The sequence below is a fragment of the Moraxella bovis genome (assembly GCF_025985205.1).
Taxonomy (GTDB): domain Bacteria; phylum Pseudomonadota; class Gammaproteobacteria; order Pseudomonadales; family Moraxellaceae; genus Moraxella; species Moraxella bovis.
Genome location: NZ_CP087840.1, coordinates 1,813,343 through 1,837,885, shown reverse-complemented (window position 1 = coordinate 1,837,885; position 24,543 = coordinate 1,813,343). Strand labels below are relative to the sequence as shown.

At 42.2% G+C, this 24,543-nt stretch carries 41 protein-coding genes; 33 read left to right on the top strand and 8 right to left on the bottom strand.

All coding sequences use genetic code 11. The features are described 5' to 3' along the window. Positions 1–16: 16 nt before the first annotated feature. Together LP107_RS09280 and LP107_RS09275 are read right to left on the bottom strand one after the other, a co-directional pair. Positions 17–820, bottom strand: coding sequence for a KilA-N domain-containing protein (locus tag LP107_RS09280; RefSeq protein WP_264676697.1), 804 nt, complete (start codon positions 818–820; stop codon positions 17–19). A 294-nt stretch (positions 821–1,114) separates the two neighbouring features. Further along, the gene (locus LP107_RS09275; protein ID WP_112742255.1) at positions 1,115–1,450 is read right to left on the bottom strand and encodes a hypothetical protein; all 336 of its coding nucleotides are present in this window, start codon (positions 1,448–1,450) and stop codon (positions 1,115–1,117) included. 694 nt (positions 1,451–2,144) lie between these two features. Between LP107_RS09275 and LP107_RS09270 the strand changes: the two genes are divergently transcribed. Next, positions 2,145–2,345, top strand: a complete 201-nt coding sequence (locus tag LP107_RS09270; RefSeq protein ID WP_062498426.1) for a hypothetical protein — start codon at positions 2,145–2,147, stop codon at positions 2,343–2,345. Between the two features lie 58 nt (positions 2,346–2,403). Here the strand turns inward: LP107_RS09270 and LP107_RS09265 are convergent, their stop codons facing one another. From LP107_RS09265 to LP107_RS09245, 5 genes are all read right to left on the bottom strand, one after another. Beyond that, the gene (locus LP107_RS09265) at positions 2,404–2,976 is read right to left on the bottom strand and encodes a hypothetical protein (protein WP_115004628.1); all 573 of its coding nucleotides are present in this window, start codon (positions 2,974–2,976) and stop codon (positions 2,404–2,406) included. A gap of 16 nt (positions 2,977–2,992) precedes the next feature. Beyond that, positions 2,993–3,874 (bottom strand): hypothetical protein, encoded by an 882-nt coding sequence (locus tag LP107_RS09260; protein ID WP_264676185.1) that lies wholly within the window; start codon positions 3,872–3,874, stop codon positions 2,993–2,995. 185 nt (positions 3,875–4,059) lie between these two features. Further along, entirely contained in the window at positions 4,060–4,410 is a 351-nt protein-coding gene (locus tag LP107_RS09255) for a hypothetical protein (protein WP_264676186.1), read from the bottom strand. Beyond that, positions 4,407–4,667 carry a hypothetical protein gene (locus LP107_RS09250; protein WP_078275377.1) on the bottom strand — a complete coding sequence of 87 codons (261 nt, stop codon included), beginning with the start codon at positions 4,665–4,667 and terminating at the stop codon, positions 4,407–4,409. Before LP107_RS09250 ends, LP107_RS09255 begins: the two co-directional genes overlap by 4 nt. Before the next feature lie 25 nt (positions 4,668–4,692). Beyond that, the gene (locus tag LP107_RS09245) at positions 4,693–5,424 is read right to left on the bottom strand and encodes an XRE family transcriptional regulator (RefSeq protein ID WP_264676187.1); all 732 of its coding nucleotides are present in this window, start codon (positions 5,422–5,424) and stop codon (positions 4,693–4,695) included. Between the two features lie 150 nt (positions 5,425–5,574). Between LP107_RS09245 and LP107_RS09240 the strand changes: the two genes are divergently transcribed. From LP107_RS09240 to LP107_RS09085, 32 genes are all read left to right on the top strand, one after another. Then, positions 5,575–5,805: an XRE family transcriptional regulator gene (locus LP107_RS09240; RefSeq protein ID WP_264676188.1), complete on the top strand. Its 231-nt coding sequence runs from the start codon at positions 5,575–5,577 to the stop codon at positions 5,803–5,805. Between the two features lie 67 nt (positions 5,806–5,872). After that, the gene (locus tag LP107_RS09235) at positions 5,873–6,556 is read left to right on the top strand and encodes a Rha family transcriptional regulator (protein WP_264676189.1); all 684 of its coding nucleotides are present in this window, start codon (positions 5,873–5,875) and stop codon (positions 6,554–6,556) included. Continuing rightward, the gene (locus LP107_RS09230; protein ID WP_264676778.1) at positions 6,553–7,443 is read left to right on the top strand and encodes a replication protein; all 891 of its coding nucleotides are present in this window, start codon (positions 6,553–6,555) and stop codon (positions 7,441–7,443) included. Before LP107_RS09235 ends, LP107_RS09230 begins: the two co-directional genes overlap by 4 nt. Then, positions 7,436–8,044 carry a hypothetical protein gene (locus tag LP107_RS09225; protein ID WP_264676191.1) on the top strand — a complete coding sequence of 203 codons (609 nt, stop codon included), beginning with the start codon at positions 7,436–7,438 and terminating at the stop codon, positions 8,042–8,044. The genes LP107_RS09230 and LP107_RS09225 overlap by 8 nt, the downstream gene beginning before the upstream one ends. Next, positions 8,041–8,436 carry a VRR-NUC domain-containing protein gene (locus tag LP107_RS09220; RefSeq protein WP_264682746.1) on the top strand — a complete coding sequence of 132 codons (396 nt, stop codon included), beginning with the start codon at positions 8,041–8,043 and terminating at the stop codon, positions 8,434–8,436. Before LP107_RS09225 ends, LP107_RS09220 begins: the two co-directional genes overlap by 4 nt. Further along, complete coding sequence (locus LP107_RS09215) at positions 8,433–8,711, top strand: DUF968 domain-containing protein (RefSeq protein WP_264676282.1); 279 nt, start codon at positions 8,433–8,435, stop codon at positions 8,709–8,711. Before LP107_RS09220 ends, LP107_RS09215 begins: the two co-directional genes overlap by 4 nt. Positions 8,712–8,732: 21 nt before the next feature. Beyond that, positions 8,733–9,023, top strand: a complete 291-nt coding sequence (locus LP107_RS09210; protein WP_112742084.1) for a hypothetical protein — start codon at positions 8,733–8,735, stop codon at positions 9,021–9,023. Beyond that, positions 9,020–9,505, top strand: coding sequence for a recombination protein NinB (locus LP107_RS09205; protein WP_078273444.1), 486 nt, complete (start codon positions 9,020–9,022; stop codon positions 9,503–9,505). Before LP107_RS09210 ends, LP107_RS09205 begins: the two co-directional genes overlap by 4 nt. Positions 9,506–9,641: 136 nt before the next feature. Beyond that, positions 9,642–9,797: a hypothetical protein gene (locus LP107_RS09200; RefSeq protein ID WP_162860366.1), complete on the top strand. Its 156-nt coding sequence runs from the start codon at positions 9,642–9,644 to the stop codon at positions 9,795–9,797. Next, positions 9,794–10,078, top strand: a complete 285-nt coding sequence (locus tag LP107_RS09195) for a dATP/dGTP diphosphohydrolase domain-containing protein (RefSeq protein ID WP_078275323.1) — start codon at positions 9,794–9,796, stop codon at positions 10,076–10,078. Before LP107_RS09200 ends, LP107_RS09195 begins: the two co-directional genes overlap by 4 nt. Further along, the gene (locus tag LP107_RS09190) at positions 10,075–10,896 is read left to right on the top strand and encodes a hypothetical protein (protein WP_264682771.1); all 822 of its coding nucleotides are present in this window, start codon (positions 10,075–10,077) and stop codon (positions 10,894–10,896) included. The genes LP107_RS09195 and LP107_RS09190 overlap by 4 nt, the downstream gene beginning before the upstream one ends. Continuing rightward, positions 10,893–11,261: an antiterminator Q family protein gene (locus LP107_RS09185; protein ID WP_264676194.1), complete on the top strand. Its 369-nt coding sequence runs from the start codon at positions 10,893–10,895 to the stop codon at positions 11,259–11,261. Before LP107_RS09190 ends, LP107_RS09185 begins: the two co-directional genes overlap by 4 nt. 202 nt (positions 11,262–11,463) lie before the next feature. Continuing rightward, positions 11,464–12,882 carry a DUF4055 domain-containing protein gene (locus LP107_RS09180; protein ID WP_264676198.1) on the top strand — a complete coding sequence of 473 codons (1,419 nt, stop codon included), beginning with the start codon at positions 11,464–11,466 and terminating at the stop codon, positions 12,880–12,882. Further along, entirely contained in the window at positions 12,860–14,392 is a 1,533-nt protein-coding gene (locus LP107_RS09175; protein WP_264676715.1) for a hypothetical protein, read from the top strand. Before LP107_RS09180 ends, LP107_RS09175 begins: the two co-directional genes overlap by 23 nt. Continuing rightward, entirely contained in the window at positions 14,376–14,654 is a 279-nt protein-coding gene (locus LP107_RS09170; RefSeq protein ID WP_264676714.1) for a hypothetical protein, read from the top strand. Before LP107_RS09175 ends, LP107_RS09170 begins: the two co-directional genes overlap by 17 nt. Before the next feature lie 83 nt (positions 14,655–14,737). Beyond that, complete coding sequence (locus LP107_RS09165) at positions 14,738–15,355, top strand: hypothetical protein (protein ID WP_264676200.1); 618 nt, start codon at positions 14,738–14,740, stop codon at positions 15,353–15,355. 2 nt (positions 15,356–15,357) lie between these two features. Then, complete coding sequence (locus tag LP107_RS09160) at positions 15,358–16,374, top strand: hypothetical protein (RefSeq protein WP_264676201.1); 1,017 nt, start codon at positions 15,358–15,360, stop codon at positions 16,372–16,374. Positions 16,375–16,384: 10 nt separating this feature from the next. Continuing rightward, a complete protein-coding gene (locus LP107_RS09155; RefSeq protein WP_264676202.1) occupies positions 16,385–16,588 on the top strand; it encodes a hypothetical protein in 204 nt (67 codons plus the stop codon). 54 nt (positions 16,589–16,642) lie between these two features. Further along, positions 16,643–16,990, top strand: a complete 348-nt coding sequence (locus tag LP107_RS09150) for a hypothetical protein (RefSeq protein ID WP_264676203.1) — start codon at positions 16,643–16,645, stop codon at positions 16,988–16,990. A 1-nt stretch (position 16,991) separates the two neighbouring features. Next, positions 16,992–17,357, top strand: a complete 366-nt coding sequence (locus LP107_RS09145) for a glutamate 5-kinase (RefSeq protein WP_264676204.1) — start codon at positions 16,992–16,994, stop codon at positions 17,355–17,357. Further along, the gene (locus LP107_RS09140) at positions 17,338–17,679 is read left to right on the top strand and encodes an HK97 gp10 family phage protein (RefSeq protein ID WP_264676205.1); all 342 of its coding nucleotides are present in this window, start codon (positions 17,338–17,340) and stop codon (positions 17,677–17,679) included. Before LP107_RS09145 ends, LP107_RS09140 begins: the two co-directional genes overlap by 20 nt. Then, on the top strand, positions 17,676–18,065 hold the full coding sequence (locus tag LP107_RS09135; RefSeq protein WP_264676206.1) for a DUF4128 domain-containing protein: 390 nt from the start codon (positions 17,676–17,678) through the stop codon (positions 18,063–18,065). Before LP107_RS09140 ends, LP107_RS09135 begins: the two co-directional genes overlap by 4 nt. Positions 18,066–18,149: 84 nt before the next feature. Then, positions 18,150–18,677: a Rha family transcriptional regulator gene (locus LP107_RS09130; RefSeq protein ID WP_264676207.1), complete on the top strand. Its 528-nt coding sequence runs from the start codon at positions 18,150–18,152 to the stop codon at positions 18,675–18,677. 18 nt (positions 18,678–18,695) lie between these two features. Next, complete coding sequence (locus tag LP107_RS09125) at positions 18,696–19,604, top strand: phage tail tube protein (RefSeq protein ID WP_264682769.1); 909 nt, start codon at positions 18,696–18,698, stop codon at positions 19,602–19,604. An 8-nt stretch (positions 19,605–19,612) separates the two neighbouring features. Then, positions 19,613–20,095, top strand: a complete 483-nt coding sequence (locus LP107_RS09120; RefSeq protein ID WP_264682767.1) for a hypothetical protein — start codon at positions 19,613–19,615, stop codon at positions 20,093–20,095. An 80-nt stretch (positions 20,096–20,175) separates the two neighbouring features. Further along, positions 20,176–20,379 carry a hypothetical protein gene (locus tag LP107_RS09115; RefSeq protein ID WP_264682765.1) on the top strand — a complete coding sequence of 68 codons (204 nt, stop codon included), beginning with the start codon at positions 20,176–20,178 and terminating at the stop codon, positions 20,377–20,379. 77 nt (positions 20,380–20,456) lie between these two features. After that, positions 20,457–20,978, top strand: a complete 522-nt coding sequence (locus tag LP107_RS09110) for a DUF4468 domain-containing protein (RefSeq protein WP_264682763.1) — start codon at positions 20,457–20,459, stop codon at positions 20,976–20,978. An 87-nt stretch (positions 20,979–21,065) separates the two neighbouring features. Continuing rightward, positions 21,066–21,206, top strand: a complete 141-nt coding sequence (locus LP107_RS09105) for a hypothetical protein (protein ID WP_264682761.1) — start codon at positions 21,066–21,068, stop codon at positions 21,204–21,206. A gap of 113 nt (positions 21,207–21,319) precedes the next feature. Continuing rightward, complete coding sequence (locus tag LP107_RS09100; protein ID WP_264682760.1) at positions 21,320–21,451, top strand: hypothetical protein; 132 nt, start codon at positions 21,320–21,322, stop codon at positions 21,449–21,451. A 356-nt stretch (positions 21,452–21,807) separates the two neighbouring features. Next, the gene (locus tag LP107_RS09095) at positions 21,808–22,365 is read left to right on the top strand and encodes a Panacea domain-containing protein (RefSeq protein ID WP_115004704.1); all 558 of its coding nucleotides are present in this window, start codon (positions 21,808–21,810) and stop codon (positions 22,363–22,365) included. Further along, entirely contained in the window at positions 22,362–22,784 is a 423-nt protein-coding gene (locus tag LP107_RS09090; protein WP_115369776.1) for a hypothetical protein, read from the top strand. The genes LP107_RS09095 and LP107_RS09090 overlap by 4 nt, the downstream gene beginning before the upstream one ends. Before the next feature lie 371 nt (positions 22,785–23,155). Beyond that, positions 23,156–23,860, top strand: coding sequence for a KilA-N domain-containing protein (locus tag LP107_RS09085; RefSeq protein ID WP_264676211.1), 705 nt, complete (start codon positions 23,156–23,158; stop codon positions 23,858–23,860). 344 nt (positions 23,861–24,204) lie between these two features. Here LP107_RS09085 and LP107_RS09080 read toward each other — a convergent pair whose 3' ends face one another. Next, entirely contained in the window at positions 24,205–24,405 is a 201-nt protein-coding gene (locus LP107_RS09080) for a hypothetical protein (RefSeq protein ID WP_062501372.1), read from the bottom strand. Between the last annotated feature and the right edge of the window lie 138 nt (positions 24,406–24,543).

The window sequence follows — 24,543 nt, the reverse complement described above, 5'->3', positions numbered from 1 at the left end:
GCGTTTTGGGTTGGTATTAAGAGATTAGACCGATTTTCTTTTTCATTGCCATTTGACGGTCAATGAATGCTTGGGCTTTATCTAGCACAGGAACTTTGGTAGGTAGGTATTGCTCACCAAAGGCATCATAGAGTAAGCCTGTACCAGTGTTTAGCTGATTGATTTGCACTCGTGCTTGACGGATTAGGCGTTCGGCTTGATTGATGGTGTCGTTAAGCTGTCTGATTTCACCACTGATACGCTCATGTTCAAGCAAGCCTACCATTTGCCAAAAGGCGTTTTGGTCGTTGTTGTGGGTGCTTAGTAGCAAGCTATGCACATAGGCAACCGCCTTTGGCAAATCATCAAGGGCAATCTCGTCAATGCTGTTTACGCCCATATACTGATGAACTAGGCGATAGGCTTCATCGTGCATTAAGCCAAACTTAGCCGTTAGGGCGGTTACGGCTTGGCGTAGGGGTGTGCGGTCGTGGGCGGTGGATTTGGGTAGACACGGTATCGCCCCTGTATTAAGTGCGTCAAAGGCACGAATGACTATTAACGAAAACTTAGGGCTAATCCACATTGCATAGGCATAGACCAACTCACGGCAGACAAATGTGCCTTGTTTTGCACCGTCTGCACGATTGCCTTTGATGGTGTGGTAAGCGACCTTATTTTCAAGTTCAATTTCGCTGATAAGGTCTTGTGTTTGTTGATTACGCAAGAATAAAGCAGGGGTATGACGATTTTCATTACCGCTTGCCTTGTGTAAATCATTGAGAGAGAAAAAGCCGTTTTTGTCTTGGCTGATAGAATGGGTATTGATGATTAAGTTCATTATGAACTCCTAGAAGTTTAGTTAGTGAATGTTACCCAATAGGGTAACGGGTCTCAACTACCGCTTCTAGACGGCTAGGCATATTCACCACAAGGGCTATTGTATTTTGCCTTATCAACCCGTCATAAGACGAATTTTGTTTTGCCTGTGAGTGATATACAGATTTGTATATCACTTTTTGGTAAATTTTAGGTACAAAAAAATCACGATGACGGTGTGAATTTTCCGCTAGAAGTTAAGTAGTAAGCACATCATACCCCATTCCTCCCACCTTGTCAAACATTTTTTAACATTTTACGGACTGTAATAATACCGCTCTGTTTTCTTGCCCCATTTAAAATTGTCATCAAAACATGCTTGATAACCATCGTAAAACTCATCACAATCAAGGCACCCTCTGATAATCTCCGCCATCTCAACTGGCATGGGGTAGTACTCCCCGTCATCGTCTATGCCCTGTATGTCGGTAATGATGGGATGGTACTGGTCCCAAAAAAACTCACGGGTGTAATCATCATCACACATCCGCTCGCATTCATGCTCCAAGCTTAGCTCCGCCCAAATGCACTCATCTAATATATCTAGCACGACAACTGCATGGCTTGGGCTGATTTTGTCAATGTTTAGCATAGTATGCTCCTAAAAGTTAATCCGTGATTGGCAACTGTTCAGTAATGCTTACAAGTTGCCAATGGCTGATTAACTGTTTCCAAAATGGAACAGGTTCACTCCGTTATCTGCCACGGTGGTGTGGGCTTTGTTTGTCCGATTTTAGATTTGGTTCGTCTAAGTTCGACTAAACTCCGTGTGGCTCCCTCACGGTAGGGCTTCTGGGGTGTTAAATAGTTATTCAAGCGGTCGTTCCGTCTTGATGGGTGTATTATATCGTTTTGGTATAATTAAGTAAACTCATTTAGTATAAATTATACCAAAAAATGTATATTTTATGATAAAAGGTATTATTTAAAAGATAGTCGGTAAAAGACGGGCATAAAAAACCGCCCAACAGGCGGAAATTTTTTAAAAATGCTTGATATTATATACTGTATAGGATATAATATAAATATCAAGGCAAGGGAGCAAGCCTTGCCTTGTAGGTTAAATCGCTGACCTGTTAAGCAAAACCAGCGACTACCCTGTAAGGAGAAACGATATGAGAGTTCTGGTAAAACTTTTAATCGTTGCGGTCTTTATCTTGTATAGCTTACCCGCTTACTAAGATAAATGCCTAAGTCATTAGCCAAAAGCCGATGATATGGCAGAGCGGATAGGAAACACCGCTCACCCCTTACATTAACTATCATATTAGCATAAGGAATACCTAATGTCAAACTACCAAAACACCGAATACACCAAACGCGCCAAAGCCAACTATAACGCCAAAGCCCTGCGTTCTACCACAGTACAGTTTATGCCAAAAGACCAAGAAGCCCTAGATGCCCTTGACAAGCTTACCGAGCGATATGGTTCGGTCGCTAAGGCGGTCAAGGCAAGCCTTTTGGCTCATAGCAAGGAATGTGAATAGGGCAATAAAAAAAGCCCCCGATTGGGGGCTTGGGTATGATGAGATATTGTGGGGTAATTTAATTATTCGCCAACGATTTGTAGCCCAAATAACTAATGCCAACCAAGGTAAGCAACAGGATTTGGGTAAGCAAAAAGAAAACCAAAAAGTAACAGATTGCCAATACTATTATCGTTGGCATTGCATTTAAAAAAACAGCAAAATAAAAACGAATGCCAATGAGTGTAAGCGTTAAGAATAAGCTAACAGTAGCAAGATATGCAAACAGCATACTTAAAAATAGTCGCCTTGTCAAGGGTTGTTGGTAAGTTTCTGGTCGGTTTGGTTCACGCTTGATAAGGTAGGGTGGATTGCTATCCTTGTTAATTATCTCATCAATGGCTATCTTGTTGATGGCACTTACTGCCGCCAAAGAAGCAATATAAAATCCTGGCAAAACCGCCAAAAAAGCAAAAATATCACCAAATCTGTCGTGTATAAATAAATTAATGTCCTTGTTGTGTAGGTAAATAGACAATACAATAGATGCTAGTCCGACCAAAATTGGCATGGTATAAAGTACAATTCTTTGACTATTGTTTGGGTATTTGATTTTTAAGAAGTCAAATACTGACAGGGCTTGACTTAGCATCTGACCTCCTTTTTGGTTAAAAATTTTCTATCATTTTAGCATAAAATTGAGCAATTGGGGTAGGAGTTTTGTTGCCGATACCGCTATGGGTGGCTTCATCTCTGTCCTTCCAATTTAAAAAACATTTGTGAGAAAATCCGTCTATGACACCGTTTAGAATTTCGTGCTTCACCTCCGACTGTGTCTGTGGGTCTTTGATAAGTAATGATATGCTTGGGTTGCTCGCATTGCTCTTTTGCTTAGCAACCTTATTTGCCCAACCGATAAGTGTCTTTTTGGTGTTTCTTATAAAGCTTTCGGGGTTGGCTCTAATGGTAATCTCTGTATTTTGTTGGGTGAGATGGTTGTCTTTATCAAATTTGCTGTTGGCGATTGTTCGTTCCGTAATGACTAGCCCGCGCAACCCGCCATTATTCACAATAGATAAGACAGTGTCGTTGGTGGCAAAATTTATCTCAACGCAAGGCTTGCACAATACATCTTTTTCGGTAACAGGGTCGGTAGCTGTCCAAATGTTGTCATTGGCAACCAGTTCCAATAATTTAATGATGAGTTTTTGCAATCTTTCTTTACCAAAACCTGAAATATTTTGAACACATATCTTGCCGTGTTTTGGACTAATCACAATGTGTAGTAATGTGCGTTGCCCGTAGTTTTCATTGGGAATTGGTTGAGCCAACACATTATCTTGATTGTCTGTAAGTAATCTTGGATCTACTTCTTTATCGTTAAAGCTGAATAAGAGTTTGAGCTTGTCTTTGTTCTTATCAAAATCAGCATTTACCCACTTTATCCATTTTTTTCGGTGGCTGTAACTGATAACTTCAATGCCGTGTTCACCAAATGTATCGTTTTTTTGTATATAGTAATTGTGCAACCATGCACAAAAATCAGTCAAGTTAATATCGCCAAAAAATTGCTGACCTTGCTCTGATTTGCGTTTACGCTCTCTTGATATTTTAAGCTTAAAATAATCAAATCTAATATTTATTGCCATAATTACACCTTCTTTATTGATATTTAACCTATTTGCTGTATTGTTGTCCTATTCATCAAAATTACTGACTTGAAATTCTCTTGAATTTATACACTAGGCAACACAAAAGGCGGGTGGGCGGATAGTCCAACCAAGACAATCCTGTCATCAAATCTTTGGTAGTGCAGGACATATTCGCTCGTCATATCGCCATCATCGCCCACATACTCGGGTATGCCAATATGATAATGCCATAGGCAATGTTTTTGGACATAAGCAAAATCCGCTCTTTGCTGTTTGGTGCGTAGACTTTTGGGGATGGACGGCTTGTTACGCCCTATTAGCCCACGCAAGCCATACTGACGAACATAAGACGCAAAGGCTAAAATGATTTGCCTTGTCTCATCGTCAAATGTCGGCATACAAGCCTTGAAATTGTCAGAAAATTCTACAATCATACGCTCGCCAACCATTTATCAAAACTTGACAAATCTTTCAATGCCCAATCGGGTATAGGAGTAGAACCACTTTTGATTGATTTGTCCAATTTTTCAACATCAAAATGATGTTCATAAAACCAGTCATAATAGGCTTGCTCATTAGGGTCAAAACGACTTTGTAGGGTGGCTAAGGCAAGCTCTTCAGCTGTTATGCCCTGTGCTTGGGCGGTGGCAATAATCATCTGTTCAATGTGTGGGGGAATGTCTAATATCATCTTTTGTCTCCATCAAAATTTAGGGTTAATATTTCACCCATTTTCCCACCACTTTGCCCACAAGCTCCCATTCGCTTTTTGGGGTCATGCGTTGCTCGTGCCAGTCAGGGTTTAGGGGTTTTAGGTACATATCTGCCGATGTCTCGCCCATGATAAGCTGTTTAAAGGTGGCTTCATGATTGCCATTTTCACGCACCACCACCAAATCGCCATTTTTCAAATCCCACACGCCAAAGTTCGGCTCAACAAATATCACTTCATCAGGTTTAAATTCGGGCATCATAGACACGCCACGCACTCGCAGACAAAAGCCACCTGCTGACAGATTGGCAGGTCTGGGCAGATACTCGGTATCTTCATCTACCCATTCCACCACATCAGACGAACTCCACGACCCTGCCGCCACCCAGCTGATGATAGGCACAGGATTATCCACGGACAAAAAGTCGCTTGGCTCAACTTCACTTTTACGGTTTTCTATGGCTTTGATTCTTTGGCGAAGTTCATCGATGGTAGGCTTGGCGGTCATCTCGCCTTGCTCCCAATCTTGGTCAAGCCAATTCTCTGATAAGTTAAATGCACTTTCAATTCTACTGGCCACTTTTCTGCCAATGTTCTTTGTTGGATTTTCGCCGATATAGTTAGCCAACTGGCTATATGCCACGCCAGTTTTTTCGGCAAATTCGGTACGACTTAGACCATGTTTCTCTATTAAAACCTTGGTGTTTTCTCTTCGTATTTGGGCAATATCTTTCATGTATAGCCACCTTGTTAGAATATATCTTTTGGATATATTCTAACACAAAAAGGTAAAAGGTAAATATCCAAAAAGGTATAATTTTTAATTTACATTGTTATACTTTTATAGTATAATCCAAACAAATTTGTGTCAAAAAGGTATAATTTCATGGCTTTGTATGAACATTGGCGAGCGATGACGAAGGCAGAGCGAGAAACTTTCGCAGAAAAATGCGGATATTCTTACGATTATTTCAATATCCACCTTATCCACAAGAGAAGGGTGCCAAAACTAGAAAACATCAGAGCGATTGCAGAAGCCAGTAATGGCGAGCTGTCCTTTTCCGAATTATGCGATTTTTTTATTAACCCCAAAACAAAAACCCCTAGCGACAACTAGGGGCGGTGTCCATCGTTCGGATTAACTTCGGACGGTGTTATTTTCTACAAACAACGGAGTCTATTATATGACAAATTTACCCCAAATTCAAGGCAATTTTCAAACGATGTCAAGTCGTGAGATTGCCACATTGTGCGAAAAAGAACATCGCCATGTATTGCGTGATATTGATACTTTAAATGAAACCTACGAAAAAATGGGGTTGCCCAAAGTTGGGCAAGGGTATTACACCACGCCCAACACAGGCAATCAGCAATATCGTGAATACTTATTGACCAAAGAGCAGTGCATTGACCTAATTACAGGCTATCGTGCTGATGTGCGTATTCGTATTAATCGTCGTTGGCAAGAGTTGGAAAAAGCAACAAGCCTTGTTTTGCCCGATTTTTCAAATCCTGCTGAAGCAGCTCGTGCATGGGCTGCTGAATTTGAAAAGCGAGAACAAGCCGAAAAAGCCAAAATCGCCCTAGAACAACAAGCCAAACTAGATGCCCCCAAAGTTGCTCATTATGACCTTGTGGCTGACCGTAAGAACCTAGTCAATGCTTCACAGGTTGGGGCAAAGGTCGGACTGTCGGCGGTCAAAAAGCTGTTAAAAAAACAAGGCGTGATTAGCATTGATGATTATATTGCCTTAAATCCTGCAAATATGAGTTTGCGTGAAGTGATTGATATCTTACGCAAAAATACAAATTGGACTTTTGGCAAGACATTAAAAGCAGGTTTTAAAATCATGGGAGAGAAAAAATGAGCAAATTCATCGCAAACAGTTTTCAGCTGCCAAACGCATTCGTTGATGAGATGCTTTGCAAGCTTAGCGGTAATGCGTGCAAAATATATTTGCTCATCGTCCGCAAAACCCGCGGTTGGCACAAAGAAGCCGACCGCATCAGTTATTCACAAATCCAAAAATATACTGGAATAAATCATCGTGCAACAGTCAGCAAAGCAATCGATGAATTGCTAGAAATTGGGTTAATTTCTGTTCAAAAAGGCAATGAAAAATCAATGAGCGAATACCGCTTAAATGATGATTTTTGTGGTTCAAAAAATGAACAAGAAGCTGGTTCAAAAAATGAACCAGTCAAAAAATGCACTAGTTCAAAAAATGAACCAACTGGTTCAAAAAATGAACAAGAAGCTGGTTCAAAAAATGAACATACAGAAATACATTATATTAAAAACACTAAAGAGAAATACAGAGAGTATGACACGCACACGCACGAAAATCTTGAAAATTCGCAAACAGCAAAACCGAACAAATCGACTGGCAAATCTCCATCAGCCAAAAAATTCATCACGGCAGATGAGCTAGTCAGCCTAGGAGTTGATGAGCAAGTGGCAAACGATTACCTAGCCACCAGAAAAACCAAGCTCACCCAAACAGCCCTTAGCGGAATCGCCAAGCAAGCAACCCTTGCAGGGGTATCACTAGCCAAAGCGATTGAGTTCGCTTGTGAAATGGGTTGGCAGTCATTCAAGGCGGATTGGTATCAGAACGCACAAACCAAGTTTGGCAATCCACAGCCAACAAACCGCATGGACGAATTACGCCATATGGCAAATACCAACCCAACCAATGTTTTTGTCGATGACCTGCCACCAAACTTTGACGCACTAGGAGTAAATTATGAGTAATCTTGTCAAAATCAACAATGTGGAGCATTTAACCGCCATGATTAAAGCGATTGTGCCGCGTTCATTTGAAAAAACCTTTGGCGGTCTTAGCACAAACGAAGTGGTTGCAGGATTTGCGTTTTGTGTGGCAGGATTTAGTCAAACTGAGCTTAACACAGGGCTTGCCAAAATCAATCAAATGGGCTATTGCCCTGACCCTGCCTTGTTCGCCAAATGGTGCAAGGGCATTGATGGCTTTGATAACACCGACGTCATCGCCGACAGTTACGTCGCCAAAAACGGGGCGTTATCAAACATCCTGGCATGGCGTGGCGATAGCACACAGCCGATTAGCACGGCAGAAAAACAAGCTTATGACAAGACCATGCACCTGTTTTCACAGGCGGACTACAACGGCAACATGACCATCACCGCCCACAGTGCCTTCAAAGACCATTACGAGATGATTGTGCATGAACTGGTGGTAAACAAGGTCAAATGCGAGCGGTACATCGCCCCCATTGCCATCACCCACGCCCCAAGCGAGCCGTCCAAGCAATTAGCCAGTGATGAGTTTGTGCACAGCCTGTTTGGATTAAACAAAATGGATGTGTTGGCATGAGCGAAGACAGTGAACAAATCGCCGTCATCAGTTGGGCAAGATGGCAAAAATGGGCAGATGGCAAAATTGCCGATTATCTGCACCACAGCCCCAACGGTGGCAAACGCCACATTACCACCGCCACACGCTTTAAGGCGATGGGAACAAAGGCGGGGTTTCCTGATTTGTTTTTGTTTATCCCGCACGGGGGCTATCACGGCTTATTTATTGAGCTTAAAGCCCCAAAGGGTAAAACCAAAGACGGCAAACATAAGCAGGCGGGCAAGGTATCAAAACACCAACAAACGATGATTGACCGCCTAAATGCACAGGGCTATAAGGCAGTGGTGGCGTATGGGGCAACTGGGGCAATTGATGAGATTAAGGCGTATTTGGGGATTAATGAAGTATGAACCGACTTAACCGCATAAAATCCCTGCCCTGTGTCCAATGCCACGCCCCACCACCAAGCGACCCTTGCCACGCTAATTGGGGCGAGTTTGGCAAGGGAATGGGGACTAAGTCCGATGATGAGTACACTATTCCATTGTGCCGAAAATGCCATCAAGAGTTGGACACTTATCAAGGACGAAACCGTGAACGGGCTAAGGCGTGGTTTTTGAGAAAACTTGAGTTTGTTAATTCTGTGTTAAATGAGCAGGATAACCCAACTGAGAATTTATTTTAATTTATTTTAAAGGTGTTTGTTATGATGATTATTTTTTGGATTATTTGTTATTTAATTAAAACCTACTTGATTTATTTGGTTTATCAAGATATGAGTGGATTATTTTCTTTGCCGATTTTGAATTATATTGAAATATTATTAATCTTAAACTTTGGGTTAATGATTAAATGTATCTTAGGTAATTCTAGCTATGCGGATTTTAGTGTCTATAAAAAATTTACAATAGCAGAAAAAGTAACTTTGGGTTTTTCAAATGTGCTTATTATCTTAATGCTTGCTTCACTTCATATTCTATATCAAATTTTCTTATGAAAAATCAATCCTACCGCCTTATCAATGCCGATGTTGCCGAGAACTGCTTTAAAGCGATTCATCAAGCCGTAGCGGACAACCTAAACACACCGCATAATGTCGTGGTAACGATTGGCATTGATGACGATAAGGCAAGAAGCAACGCCCAGAACCGACTTTATTGGAGCTGGCTTCACGAACTAGAAAGCCAAAATGGGCAAGATGATGAATGGTGGCATATGTTTTTTAAACGCTTGTTTTTGGCTCGTATTTACGCACGAGATGATGGTGAATTTGCCGAGATGGCGGATAGTATCAAGCGGTGTAAGGGCGTAATTAACGACACGCTTTATGAAAATATCGCAATGAGTGTGATTAAAAATATCAGCACAACAAAGGCAAATACCAAACAATTTGCCGAGTATTTAACAAAAATTGAATTATGGGCGGTGGCAAATGGCTTTAAGGTTACGACACCACAGGAATTGGAGTGGGTGAGATGATTTGTTTATTGTTTTTGGTTATTGGTTTCTTTGTTGGCTATCAATATGCCCATTTTTATATTGCCAACGAATGCGAAAAGTTGGGTGGTTTCTTTGTTGGCAATAAAATTTATGAATGCAAAAGGGTAATTAAAAAATGACTTACTACACAAACGACAACGGCGATGTTGCCAAAGTGATTGATTATGACCGAAAATCAGATACGGTAACGGTGGTTATTAATGACAAGGCGGCAGTTATGGCGTGGGACGAGTTTATTAGCGAATTTAAGAGAATTGGAGTTGAGAGATGAGCGGACAAAAACACGACAGCCAAAAGCCAAGATTTAGCCTACTACCGTCCACCCCTTTGTGGCAGGTGGTGGAAGTCTTAGAATTTGGGGCGAACAAGTATGGGATGGATAACTGGAAAACCGTGCCAAACGCCCGTGAGCGGTATTTTAACGCCTGTCATAGGCATTTGAATGCGTGGTGGAGCGGTGAGATGGTAGATGGCGAAAGCGGATTACCACACCTTGCCCATGCTGTTTGTTGTTTAATGTTTTTGATGTGGTTTGATGGGAGTGAGAAATGAATAGCGATGAATACTATAACTGGCTACAAAAATTTGAAAAACGCACGACGAGCGATGACACATTCACACCACCTGCGGTTTATGATGTCGTGTTAGAGTATGTCAACGAACACATTTTACATTTGGACGATTTGACGGTAGAACGCCCTTTTTATCCCGATGGCGATTATCAAGCACATGCCCAAAACTATGATGATAACACGGTGGTGATTGACAATCCGCCTTTTTCTATTTTGGCAAAAATCATTGATTTTTATTTGGCGAATAATGTCAAATTCTTTTTGTTCGCCCCTGCTTTGACGGTGTTTAACTCAATGCGAAACCGTGATTGTACTGCTATTATTGCTCCTGCTGACATTACTTATGATAATGGGGCGGTGGTAGATACTTGTTTTGCTACTAATCTGTGTGGAGATGTGCGAGCAATGACCGCCCCAGTATTATACAACGCCCTAAAAGCATTAGAGCAACAAAAGCCAACATTGCCAAAATACCAATATTCGCCCAATGTGCTGATGGTAAATAATTTAAATAAATTATGTAAGGCAGGGATTGAATTTAGCGTGTCGGCTAATGAGAGTGTATTTATTCGCAAGCTTGATAGCCAAAAAGAGCATAAAAAAGAATTGTTCGGTGGCGGACTACTCATCAGCGATAACAAAGCCAAAGAACTGCAAACAAAAGAACTGCAAGTTAAAGAGCTACAATTTAAAGATAATCAGATTGTTTGGCAATTGTCGGACAGAGAGCTTGCATTGGTTGATGGGTTGGCGATGATGGCTTGTGAGCAGGTGGAAAACAAATGGGGGGATTTATGAATGAATTTCACGAGTGGGGGAAGTGGTCAAGGCACAATCCCGATAGGCAGGGTTATCCTAGACCTTGGCTTGAAATGATTATGCGTGATAACGTGCCTAGCCCGTCCGCTAGGTATAGTATCACAGACGATAGGGCGATGGCGATTGATAAAGCGGTATGTGCTTTGGCAAGGTATAGCGTGTTGCAATATCAAGTGTTTTGTATGCGTTATCTGCTTGATATTCCAGAGTACAAAATTGCTGAAATGGCAGACCCTAGAATTGTGGCAAATCGCAGAAATAGGGTGAAGCAGGAATTGGATAAAGCAGGGGGATTTATTTACGGTTTTTTAGAAAATAATCCTTGCTTTGCTAGCAAGGATTAGGTAGAATATACCCACAATGGAAAAGTGTGTAAAGCTTTTCTATTTAATGATACACCCCTTGCCACTGATTACACGCAAGGGGTTTTGTTTTAGCCCTTGCTTTTGCAGGGGCTTTTTTGTGAGGGGCGGACGCATTTCGTTATTTTGCGGTGTATCAAAGCAAGCCGACATTTGCGACTGATTTTAAAGTGAGTTTGTATTAATGAACCCTGACTATATTTTACCTGAACTTCTGCCGCACTTTACCAAATGGCAATTGGTGGCGGACTGTTATGCAGGCGAGACAGCAGTAAAAGCAAAAGGCGAGCTGTATCTGCCCAATCCTAGCCCTGCAAGTGAACCGCCTGATGTCAAAGCTAAACGCTACAAAGACTACCAGACACGGGCGGTATTTTACAACGCCACACGAAAGACCGCCAAAGCCTTGAGCGGTCTTGCCTTTGCAAAATATCCTTTGCTTGATTTGCCCAAAGATTTAGAAATTTTAAAAAATGATGTGGATGGGGCAGGTACGGATTTAACGCAGCACGCCAGACGAGCTTTGACCATGCTTTTAATCAAAGGGCGTGGTGGGCTTTTGGCGGATTTTCCGATTTCAAACGGTGGCACAAAAGACAAAACCAAGCATTTACGCCCCGTGGTTAAATTATATGAGCCAGAACAGATTATTAATTGGCGTACAGCAACCATTGACGGACAAAAGAGGCTCACGCTTTTGGTCATTAAAGAAAGCTATGTCAAGTCTGATGATGGCTTTCGTGCGGAATATGGCGAGCAATTATTGGTTCTGCGGTTGGCTGATGGTGTGGCTACCAGTCAAATTTTACGCAAAGACGGTGTGGGCTTTGTGCCATTTACCGAGCAGGCACCGATTTATGATTTTACCCAAAAGCCTTTTGATGTTATTCCATTTAGCTTTATCGGTGCGGATGATAATGATGAGAGTATTGACGATGCCCCTTTGTATGATTTGGCGATGCTAAACCTTGCTCATTACCGTGACAGTGCCGACTACCAAGAAAGTAACTTTATTGCAGGTCAGCCCACCTTGTTTATTACAGGGGTTACCAATGAGTGGTATCGTGATGTACTACAGCCCAATGGCGGTGTGCATTTGGGGTCAAGGGTGGGGCAGATTCTAGGCGTAGGGGCAACCGCTCAATTATTACAAGCCGATGCCAACAACGCCAATTTTGAAGCGATGAGGCATAAAGAAGAACAAATGGTGGCAATTGGTGCAAGATTGGTTGGCAACACAAGCAATAAAACCGCAACAGAAGCAGGGGCGGAGATTGCTGAGCAAACATCATTACTGGCAACCATTTGCAATAACTTATCGGATGCTTATAGCCGTTGTTTTGGCTATCTGGGGCGTTTTGTGGGGGCTGATGGGGTGCCTACCGTCAGTTTTAATACCAACTTTGCCACCAATAAGATGACAGCCCAAGAACGAGCCCAGCTGATTGCTGAATGGCAAGGAGGTGCGATAAGCTTTGGTGAAATGCGTGCAAAACTGGTAGAGGATGAAATCGCTACCATTGAAGATGCTGGTGAAGCAAAAGCATTGATTGAAGGTGAATTACAAGGGTACGGCATAAATGAAGAGACTCATCAACCTTGAACGCCTAAAACAATCCTTGGTCAATGATTTTGGCAAAACCTTAAAGTCGGTAGATGAATATCTGCAAAAAGCGGTATTCAACCGTGAGGTAAAAAGCCTAAACGCTCGTGAAATCAAGCAATTAACCACCAATGCCGATAAAGAATTACAAGGCTTGTTTGGTGCTTATAGGGACGGATTAAAGTCAAACTGGCGTACGCTTTTTTCTCATCGCTACAAGGTACATAGTGATGAGGCTTACAAGGCAACCAGACAACGGTTAAACAGCCCAAAAAGCCTAATGGCGTACGCCGATAAAGTTTTTGATAAGCCGCTACATCTAACTACCAATGTAGGCATCAGCCTAGATGATTTAACCAAATCATTTGGCAAAAATGAAAGCGAGCGGATTATCCGTGCCATACGCCTAGCCCACAGCGAGGGTTTAACCAATGATAAGCTTGTACAGCTGATTCGTGGTAGCCGTGCTAATCGTTATCAAGATGGCATTTTGCGTACGACAACAAGAAATGCCCACGCCATCGCACGCACAGGCACGGCGATTGTGGCAAGTGAAGCCAAGCAAGCCTTCATCCGTGACAATCTTGACATCATCAAGGGTATTCGGGTAAATGCGACTTTGGATAGCCGAACCAGTCCCATTTGTCGCCATTTAGACCACACTTTTATGCCGATTGCCAAGGCGAAATATCCGCCTTACCACTTTAACTGTCGGTCAAGTTTTGAAATCATCTATGACGGCTATGAAAGCCCCAAAAATAGAGCGTCTGAGTTTGGCGTAACCGAAAATGTCAGCTATTATGAGTGGTTAAAAAAGCAAACACCTGATTATCAAGATGAAGTGCTTGGCAAAGCAAGGGGCAAGCTGTTTCGTGATGGTGGCATGAGTGCAGAAAAGTTTAAATCCTTGCAACTGGATAAAAACTTTACGCCTTTGACCTTAGAGCAGATGAGGCAGATTGAGCCTTTGGGGTTTAACCAGTCAAAGCCAAGTTATCAGACAATCAATATCGGTCACTTAAAGCCACGAGCTAGCGAAGTTAAACGCCTGCAAATTGAGCCGATCAAGCTTGGGGAGAAACCAAAACAGCCAAGACCAGCCGAGGCTGAATTGGCTGACCTGCTGCAGCAGTATTTTGGCATTTATTTGGTGCGCTATGATGACCGATACCACAAACAAAGCCCAACAGGTAATCCGCCAGACTTTGCTAAAAAAGATGACGAATTGCCAGTCAAAGAGTGGCAGACACTAGATATTATGTATGCTATTGGCGATGATGTAGATATTAAAGCTTACTTACATAGTATTACCAAATCAGATAAAGCGTGGGATAGGCAAAAAGAAAACATCATCAATCATATTGAAAAGTCAGATATTGTGCCATTAGATTTACGCAAATTTGACAAACAAAGGTTGGAAAAAATCATCGGTTTTGTGTTATCATTAGATAAAAAACAACAAAACAAAATCCTTATAATTAAAGGAGATGATGATGATTATGATAAGTAAGGGCAATAGTTTTGGCGGAAAGAGTTTTGCCAATCAAGTTTTAACCGAAATCCGCCCAAATCTTATTAAGCGATTTGGCAAAGATAGTGAAATCATGCAAGACTTTGATAATGAAGAAAAGTTTTTTGGTTTTATTGCTTTGCAAGATTTGTCCAAAGATGATTTTAATTTTGTTGCCGAGCAAATTATCAATGCCAACCTTGACGAAAAACCCAAAATTGCATTGATTGAAAAAATCAAATTCGATCCGCGTTTTTCTTAATTTTTTTTTAAACACGCACAAGCACCCATCGGGTGCTTTTTTATTATCCGCAATTTGTAATTGCAAACAAAAGGTAGTAACCCATGACAGACGAAAACAAACAAGAAACCCAAATCACAGCCGAGCAGTTTCAAGCGGCACAAGCTGAAATTGAACGCCTACGCAAACACAACGAAACATTGCTGGCAGAAAAGAAAAGCGAGACCGAAAAACGCAAAGCCGAGCAAGCCGAAAAAGACAAACAGGCGGAAGAATTGGCACGCAAAAAAGGCGATTTTGAAACCCTAGAAAAAAGCTATCAAGATAAAATTGCAAATCTTGAAAAACAGATGAGTGATATGACAGCCGAGCGTAACAATGATTTGATTAAATCACAATCATTGAAAATTGCCAGTCAGTTATCCACCAATGCCCATAATCAAGAAATCTTGCAAATGCTCATTGAAAAACGCTTAACGGTGGATAGCGGAGCAGTTAAAGTAACAGATGGCAATGGTAACTTGACCATCTCTACATTGGACGATTTAGTAAAAGAGTTCAAAGATGGGGGTAAGTTTGACAGTTTGATTGACGGCACCAAAGCCAGTGGCACAGGGGCAACAGGTCAAAGTCAAAAACAAGCCCAAGATTATAGCGAAGCCGAGCGAGTCGCTTTGGCACAGTCTAACCCAACTTTATTTAATCAATTATTCATGGAGTAACCATGCCCAAATTAAGAGAGATTTTTAATAAAAATGTGGTGTTGTCTTATCAAGTTAAAGACAACCTGCAGCGTTCAAAGTTTTATCAGTCAGGAGCCTTTGTGTCAGACAGTCGCCTAAGACCACTTTTGACAAGCGGTTCAAAAACCTTTGAAGTGCCATTCATCCACCCCATTGATGGCAACCTAGAAGCCAACTATGGCAACACCATCATGACCGACATTGCCATGCCAAGAAGCATTGAAGCAAGTAAGTCAAAAGGTCGTGTGGCGTTCTTGAATGAAGGCTTTATTGAGAGCCGACTGGAGAACTATCTAACAGGCAAATCGCCTTTGAGTGAGATTGCTAAGATGTTAGACGGATTTTGGCTGACCCAAATGGAAAACCGAGCCATTGCTACCGTGTTTGGTTTGATGAACTATGACCATACCAACGGCAAGAAGCTTACCCATGACATTTCAAAGACCACCGCTGATGACACCAGTGGCTTTGATGTGAATGCGTTTATCGACGCTGAAGGCACGTTTGATGAGGCGTATCAAGGACATGGCATCATGATTGTCCACCCGCTCATTGCCACCAAAATGCGTAAGCAACGCCTTGTGGAGAAAGTCACCACTGCTGATGATTTAAAGCCTGTTGAGACTTATAACGGTCGCACCATCGTTCAATCCACCAAAGGTACGGTTATTGGCACAGGCAAAAATGCCAAATATGTGTCGTACTTGCTGGGTCGTGGTGCGTTCGCCGCTGACATGGTGGCAGGTCAAGATGATTTGGAGCTTGAACGCACGGCGAACACAGGTAATGGTGCAGGTCATACCACACTTTGGACACGCCGTCATGCGTTAATCCACCCACAGGGGTTTAGCTTTATTGCCGAAGACAGCGCGCTAACAGGCGGTACAAAGAATGAAGCCTTATCAGCAAGCTGGACAGACCTACAAACAGGCACAAACTGGCGACTGGACGCAACACCAGAGCAAACGCCAATCCGCTTTTTAATCACCAATCTATAAGGAGTGAATGATGGGACTACCTAAAGACAAAGTAAAACCTGCTTTTAACTACACTTACCCGTCTGAAAGAGACTACTTTGACGACTCAAAAAGTACGGTAGGAGCGATGAAAGCGACCGATACCGCTAAGAGCGGGGGCGATTATGGCATTAAAAATCCAGAAAAAACAGAAGCCTTGACTGGCACGACATCAGAAACTGGCAAAGTGGAATAATCGCAAAACCCCCATAAGAACTTTATCTTATGGGGGTTTTATCATGGGGTATTTATGACGCAAGACGAACTAAATTTGCCTGATGCCAATGAAGACACGCTACTTGCGGTCAATGCTTGGCTATCACGCCATCAAATACAAAAACCCTACCATGACAATGTCAAACAAGCAGGGCGACTGATTGCTAAAGCTTACATGGCAGGCGAGCTATACCAAGCACGCACCGAAGGCGTGGTTGTGTCTAAATCATCGAAAGCGGGCGATGTATCGGTGTCTAAGACATACGCAAGCGGTCAAGATGGGCAAGCCATGGGGCAATATGAAATGATGGCTTTGGATTTAATCAAGCCGTTCATCATCACGTTTGGCGGTATGGCAAGCCTGCCTGTGATAAGGGGATAATATGGGGCTAAACAGTGAGATTACCGCCGACATCGCCAATGCTCTTAACACCGATTTGGCGGACGCTGTTACCGATTTTACCGCCACACGCCAAAGCAATGATGATTGGGTCATCAATGACAATGGCACACCAACCGAAGCCTACACAGGGCGTGGGGTGTTTGGCTCATATAGTGCCTATGAGACGGACGGGCAAGTCATTGGTATTCATGATGTTAAGCTAATCTGTCTGCAATCCGAAGTTACAGGCACGCCCATGATTGATGATGTCATCAATGATATGCGTGTGCTTAGTATTGCCAAAGACCCTGCCGATGTTAGCTACACAATCCAATTAAGGGGGCTAAATGTGGGCAACACCGCCTAGTCTATTTGCCGATGAAGTGGGCGATGAGCTAGATAGGACGTATCGCAAATTTGCCATCAATGTATATAACAATTTGCAAGCCCTAAGCCCTATTAAAACAGGGCGTTATAAACGGTCTCATCATATCAGCATTGGCAGTCCTAGCTATGCCGAGACAGGTGGTGGCATTGGCTTGGTGCTTGGATTGCCACGGCATACTTACCCCCTTGTGTATTTTCAAAACAACCTGCCGTATGGCTTACGGCTTGAACAGGGGCATTCACAGCAAGCCCCCACAGGGGTGTACTTGAACGCCTTCAATAGTGCGGTGGCAAGCCTATGAATAGCTTAGAAATTGAACAAATCATCTTAACCCATATCGCAACATGGCAACATTTTGACCCAAAACGCCTAGCACGGGATAACCGTAATATCGCACCACCCAAAGACGGTGTATGGGGGCGTGTGTCAATTTTGGGCGGTATTAATGCCATTACAAGCCTATCTGATGAGCCGTGTATCTTGCAGGTGGGTACACTTGTCGTACAGCTATTTTGTGTGGAAAATCAAGGCACGGTTAAGATTAAGACGTGGGCGGACAGCCTTGCTAAGCATCTAAAAGCCAAACAGCTAGGACGGCTTGAACTATTAGCCCCTAGCATCATCAGTGTGCCGTCAATCGATGGCATTTATCAAATCAATGTGAGTGTGCCGTATCGGTACTACTAAATTTTTTAAAGGCATTCCCCATAGATTATCTTGCCAATCTGTGGGGATTTTTTATGTGGCAAGGAAAAGTTATTCGGAGTGAATATGAGTGACAAGCTTGTAATGGTTGATGATGGTCAGCCAAAAACAACAACCCTGCAAATCGCACAGGGTTTAGGCGTTAAGCATGAAAACGTAATTAAATTGGTGCGTTCCTATATGCCTGATTTTATGGCATTTGGTAACGTCAATTTTAAAGAAACCAATGAAGTGGCGAATTCTGGATTTAAAATCCGAAATTCAAATGCAGGGCGTTATACGGTGTATGCTGAACTAAACGAACAGCAAGCCACGTTTTTAATGACCCTTATGCGAAACAGCCCCAAAGTGATCGCCTTTAAAAAAGCATTGGTTCAAGCATTTTTCTACGCTCGCTCATTGCTACAAAGTGAGACGATGGAGCTAATGCAACAATACACCTTGCTTAGCGACTTAAAAGAGCGTGAACAGGCATTTGCCAGTTTGTGCGGTAAAGGTCTATCCGATTGGAAAAAGAGACGAGACGACCTAAACACCGCCATTTTGTCCGTCCAAGAACAAATGCAACCCCAATTACCTTTTAACAGCCCATAGGGCTTAGGAGTAGAAATTATGTCTCGTGGTTCACGAATTGTGGTGGCGTACGCCCCCCAAAAAACCGAAGAAATTCCAGATACAGGGTGGAAAATCCTACCCTACATATCAAATGGTTTAACCGCCAGCTTTGAGAATACCGAAAGTGAAACCATTACCGATAGCCGTATTGCACAGGCAGGATTGGTAACGGGCGGTCAGTTGCAAGGCGATATTGAAGTGGAATTTGCCAAAGACGCTTATGATGACTGGCTGTCAGCGGTGGCGTTTAGTGAGTGGCAGGGCAATGTTTTGACATTCGCAGGTAGCACCGCCAAAACCTTTGCTGTGGAAGTTGGTTACAAAGACGTGGGAATTTATCACTATTATGGTGGTGTGCGTGTCAATACCCTAAAACTTGCCTTGTCTGACACAGGCTATGCCACTTGTGCCTTTGGTGTGATGGGTACGGATTACAAAAACCAAAACGACACGCCGTATAGTCAATCTCCTACCACGGCTGACAACCTGCAACGGGTTACATCGCTGTCGGTGGAAGACATTAAGATTGACGGCATTACCACAAAAGGCGTGGCGTGCGTTACTGAATTTAGCTTTGAAGTGGATAACAACATCCAAGCCCAAAAATGTTTGGGTAATGGCATTTTTGCAGGGTCATTGCTTGAAATGATGGCGAAGATGTCGGGTGCCATGACGTTAGCTTATGGCAAAAAAGCCCAAGAGATTGTCAATAAGCAAATGACGGGTGCCACTGTTGCCATTGAGCTGACCTTAAAATTCCCCGATGAGTCAAAGTATGTACTTGCGATTCCAAAAGCACAAGTAGCAGGCGATACTCCGAACGGTAGTATGAATGACCTAATCAAGCAAAATGTGAATTATACCGTGGTGGAAGAAGCACCAACCATTACCAAAATCCCAACATAGGAGTGATTATGGCGTATATCATTAAAAAACAAGATTTGGCAGACAATAAAGATTTTACAAGCACGTTTACCCATGATGAGACGGGCATTACGGTAACTTTTTATTCCGCCATTAAACCTGCTTTTTTGCGAACCCATGCCCTTATCATGGCAAAAAGAGAGCAAGAACAGGACACGCCATTGACTGCCGAAGTCATCGCCAACATTAGCAATGATGAGTTAAACATCAATGAAGCCATGGGTTATGCCATTGGCGAACATCTTATTGCCGACTGGGATGTGATGATGGATGATGACGGCAGTCAAGAAAAGCTACCCATTACAGGGGAAAACTTTGTTAAACTGTTATCCAACTTGCCAAACGGCTTTGAGTTTTCTATTTGGTGCTTGGAATGTAGCGAAAAGACAGCCCAAAGTGCCAAACAAAAGGCAACTGATTTGGCAAAAAAGCCGTCCAAAGGTGGCGATGGGAGCAAGACTGCCAAGACCTAAGCGATTTTGATAGGCAGGTTTATGCCTATCTAAACCTGCCAATACCCGATGAACCGTCTACGGATTACATGGTCAATGCCATGATTGAAACATTTTGGCTTGCCAATCGTGGACGGTCTTATTTGTCAAGCATGACAGTTATCCCATTGCCCCTAACGGTAGGGCAGATTAGTGACGTGTTGGCGGTCTATCCATTACCCCTACATCGTGAGTGGATAGATAGGGCGGTATTCGCCATTGATGATGAATATCTGAAAATGGCACAAGATAGCAATAGGCAGTAAATTGTAACCGCCTATTGCTATCTTGTTACTGTTTGGTGTAAGATATATGCTCCCTTTCTTTAAATTGGAGCATTAAGATGCAAAAACTACTTTTGGCAGGTGCTATTGGCTTATCTCTTGTTGGTTGTGCGACCACAGGCACAACGGTGCCGTCTGAACCAATGAAAGATTATCAACGCATTGTAGAAATCCCAAATATTAAGCAAGATGTCATTTATGAAAATTCTCGTCAATGGGTGGCAAAGAGTTTTAAATCAGCAAACTCTGTCATTCAGTATCAGGATAAGACGGCAGGAAGCATTATCGGTAAAGGCAATGTAGACTTTTCGTGTGCCAATTTCTTGAAATGCTACGGGCGTACACAACCAGTGCTTGAATTTACATTTCAAATTGATGCAAAAGATGACAAAGCTAGGGTATCATTTTCTGATATAAACATTCATCATCCTGCTGGCTATGTAAGTGGTACAATGGCACAAGCCATAACCTATCCTGCTACCACTGAACAAGAAAAGACACAGGTAAAAACCATTCTGGATAATGCCATTAATAGCTTATCTACGGACATTAAAAAAACAAGTGTTAATAGCCAATGGTAACAACCTCTTGTAATTGAGATTGTTATAAAAAAGAGACCGTTCTTAAATAAGGGCGGTTTTTTTTATTCATTAAATCTAGGAGTCATCATGGCATATATTGCTTGTGGCGTGTTTTGGTCGGTGCTTGTTATCTGCACCACAATCTTACATTTGCATGATAAAACCACTTGGTTTTTGTGGGTGTTGATTATTTTCTGGGCATGTTTTGGCTTTCCAAAGAATGACTAACCCTAAAAAGCAAAAACCCCCAACTGTGGCGGTTTGGGGTTTTTATTTTCAATCTTGGCAACTGAATGGAGTTATTATAACAAATGCTTAACTTTATTGCAAAGGTTACTGAAATGACAACAAAATCTTTAAAAGAAAACGGCTTAATCGAAACCTGCCTTGCCTTGATGGGCTTGCTTGTGTTCGTGATGGCTGTCGTTTTTATGTGGAAATTGCCAGAGATTATTTTGGCGATTAAGGCTTGATGGCAATAAATGCTGACTTAAAAAACAAAACCCCAAACTTTGCAGAGTTTGGGGTTTTTTTAATTTAACCCCTAGTTGAGGTAGGAGTAAATCATAAGTGAACTTTGATGATTTTATCAAATTTTTGGGCTTTTGTCTAAGGATTTTTAACGATATGAAAACAACAAGATTTTGGGCGTTGTGGGCTATCCCTTTTTTGGTGGCTCTTGGGTATTTTATTTCTGTGATTAAATGGTGGTAGGGCTTGACATGGGGCGTGGGTTACACTTTTTTATCGCTTGGATGATAACAAAGGTTGTCATTTGTTATTAGTGGGGTTATAATAAAATGCCATTTTGCTTGTAGCAGATAGAAGAATGTTAATTATTCACAACAGAGAAAAGCTCATCAATACTATTATCTACTTTGCAACCAATGTAGAAAAGTGCGGTAAAATTAAGTTGTTCAAACTTTTGTACTTTTTGGACTTTGAGCATTGTAAGCATACTGGGCGTTCGGTTACGGGGCTTGATTATTATGCATGGAAAATGGGTCCTGTGCCTACCAAGCTATATGATGAGATACAAAGTCCCGAACCCGATATGGCAACTGCCTTGCGTTTTGGGGAGATGGCGGTGTATGGCGGTCGTAGTACGATGATGACCATACACACCAAACAAGGGTTTGATGATAAGCATTTTTCACGCCGTGAACTTGCTTTAATGAAACAGCTTGCCGAACAATACAAAGACAGTTTGGCAGAGGAGATGATAGAAGCTACGCATTTAGAAAACTCCCCTTGGTATAAGGTGTATGAAATTGATGGTGATAAGCAAGGCAGAATCCCTTATGAACTTGCCCTAAGACAAGGCGAGCTTGATACAATGTTATCGCATATCGCCGAACGTAAAGCCTTGATTGGGGCATTATCGTGAAAATTGGCTCGGTATTTTTTGATAAGCAATTTGCTTTTCACGATGGGCAGACGGGCGAAAAGTTGTTTTTGGTATTGGGTTTTGGCGATGGGGTGTATGTGGTTGCAAAAACCACTTCAAAACAGCACGGACGTGGTACGGTATTTGGTTGTCAAGATGACCGTTTTTATAATTTTTATCTGCCTCAAAATTCGTGTTATTTTAAGGTCTGTACTTGGGTATGTCTTGATGAGCTTTATGAGTTGAAAGCTAGTGAAGTCTTACAAAAACATTTTGCTGGCATTATCAACCCTATCTGCACGCTAGATGATGTGCTGACACGACAAATCCAGAACTGTGCCTTAAATGGTCTTGATATTACCAATTTTCAAGCCGAAGTGATGGAGCGAAGTTTGTTATCTACTCAAAATCCACCCTAACGGTGGATTTTTTATTGACATGGGGCGTGGGTTGGGGTAATATATGCCCTAAGGTTTCAAAGCCTAATACATAGCGTTACCCACAAGCGACATCTGTGGTTTTATTTTGCCTAAAAGTTAATCCGAACGATTTTTAGCAAAATCCTAACATAATTTAAGGTGTGCAAATCCTCACATCAAATTAAGCACCGCAAATCTGCGGAGCATAAAAAATTAAGGCTCTCAGATTTGAGAAGTATATAAAATTATGTTAGGGGGGCGGTGAAATAAGCTGACTTGTCAGACGAATAAACCCAGCCGACTATGTACGGTCTTTGAACCCCCTAGCACCCTATTTGGGTAAATTTCAAAGTTAATACATAGGAGTTCTTATGAACTTAATCATCTCAAACCAAGCCATTAGCCAACACAACGGCTTATTTTCCCTAAATGATTTACACAAAGTCTCTGGCGGTGCTAAAAAGCATGAGCCATATCAATTTATGCGTAATCAAGAAACCAAAGAGCTGATTGCCGAGATTGAAAGCGAAAAACAGATTGCCTATGAGACTGTTATTGGTAAAGGTAAAAATCAAGGTACATTTGTCTGCCGTGAACTGGTCTATCGCTATGCTATGTGGATAAGTGCCAAATTTAGCCTGATGGTCATCCGTGCGTTTGACATGATGACAGGCGGGGCGAACATTAACGCCTTTGCAACCAAAGACGAAAGAAAGCCACTGGTGCAAGCGGTAAATATGCTCGTTGCCGAGACAGGGGCGATTTATAGCAATGTGTGGAAAATGATACACCAACGCTTTGATGTGGGCTGTGTCGATGAGCTGACAGGTGAGCAGGTACATCAAGCGGTGGAGTATGTGCATACACTCATGTTGCAGGCAGGAAACAAGGTGAACGCCCCCTTTGTCCAAAACATCATCGCTGACACCGCTCATCAAAACCGCATGGCACAAGATGAACTGGGACAGATGATGGCACACTTTGGCAAAGCCTTAGACCATATCGCCGAACTCCAAAACCGTCTAAAACGTCAAGAAGTGCTGATAGACGGTGCAAAAAGACAGTTGGTTGCTTGATATTTATTGAAAAAAGCACTCTGCAAGAAATTGTGGGGTGTTTTTTATGATCGTCCGAAAGGGCGGTTTTTTTAGTAAGCAAAAACCCAGTAACGGCAAATTACTGGGTTTTTTATTTTCAATTTTCGACATTGAACAGGATTTATTATATATGTTTAATAACCATAAGTCAAATTCACAATTACAGATAGGTGGCAAAATGACTTCAAAAAGTGCAGACAAAGTAGGCTTGATACAAGCGGTGGCGTTATGCGGATTTTCGTTAGCTAGTATCATACTGGCGGTAAGTGCTTTGATTTTGGCGTTAAAATAGACTGGGATAAACCGCTCTAAGGGGCGGTTTTTTATTGAGACTTATCGGCATACTCACGAATGGCAGTCATGAGCAGCTCGTTTTGGTTCATGCCTAGCCTTTTGGCGGTGGCAACAATAAACTCAATGTCTGATTCGTGTAGTTTAAAGGCTTTGAGCTTAATGCCCCGTTTGGCGTCGCTGTCAGCTTGGATTTGGGTGCGTGATTTGGGGGTGTTGGTAAGTTTTGGCATTTGACAAATCCTTAAAATGTGTTATCATAAAAAGTGTAAGGGGTGGGCAGGTTTCCTTATCTGCCCCGCCATATCATTAACTTTTGGCTAATGACTTAGGCGTTTATCTTAATATGCTGGTAAGCCATATAAGATAAA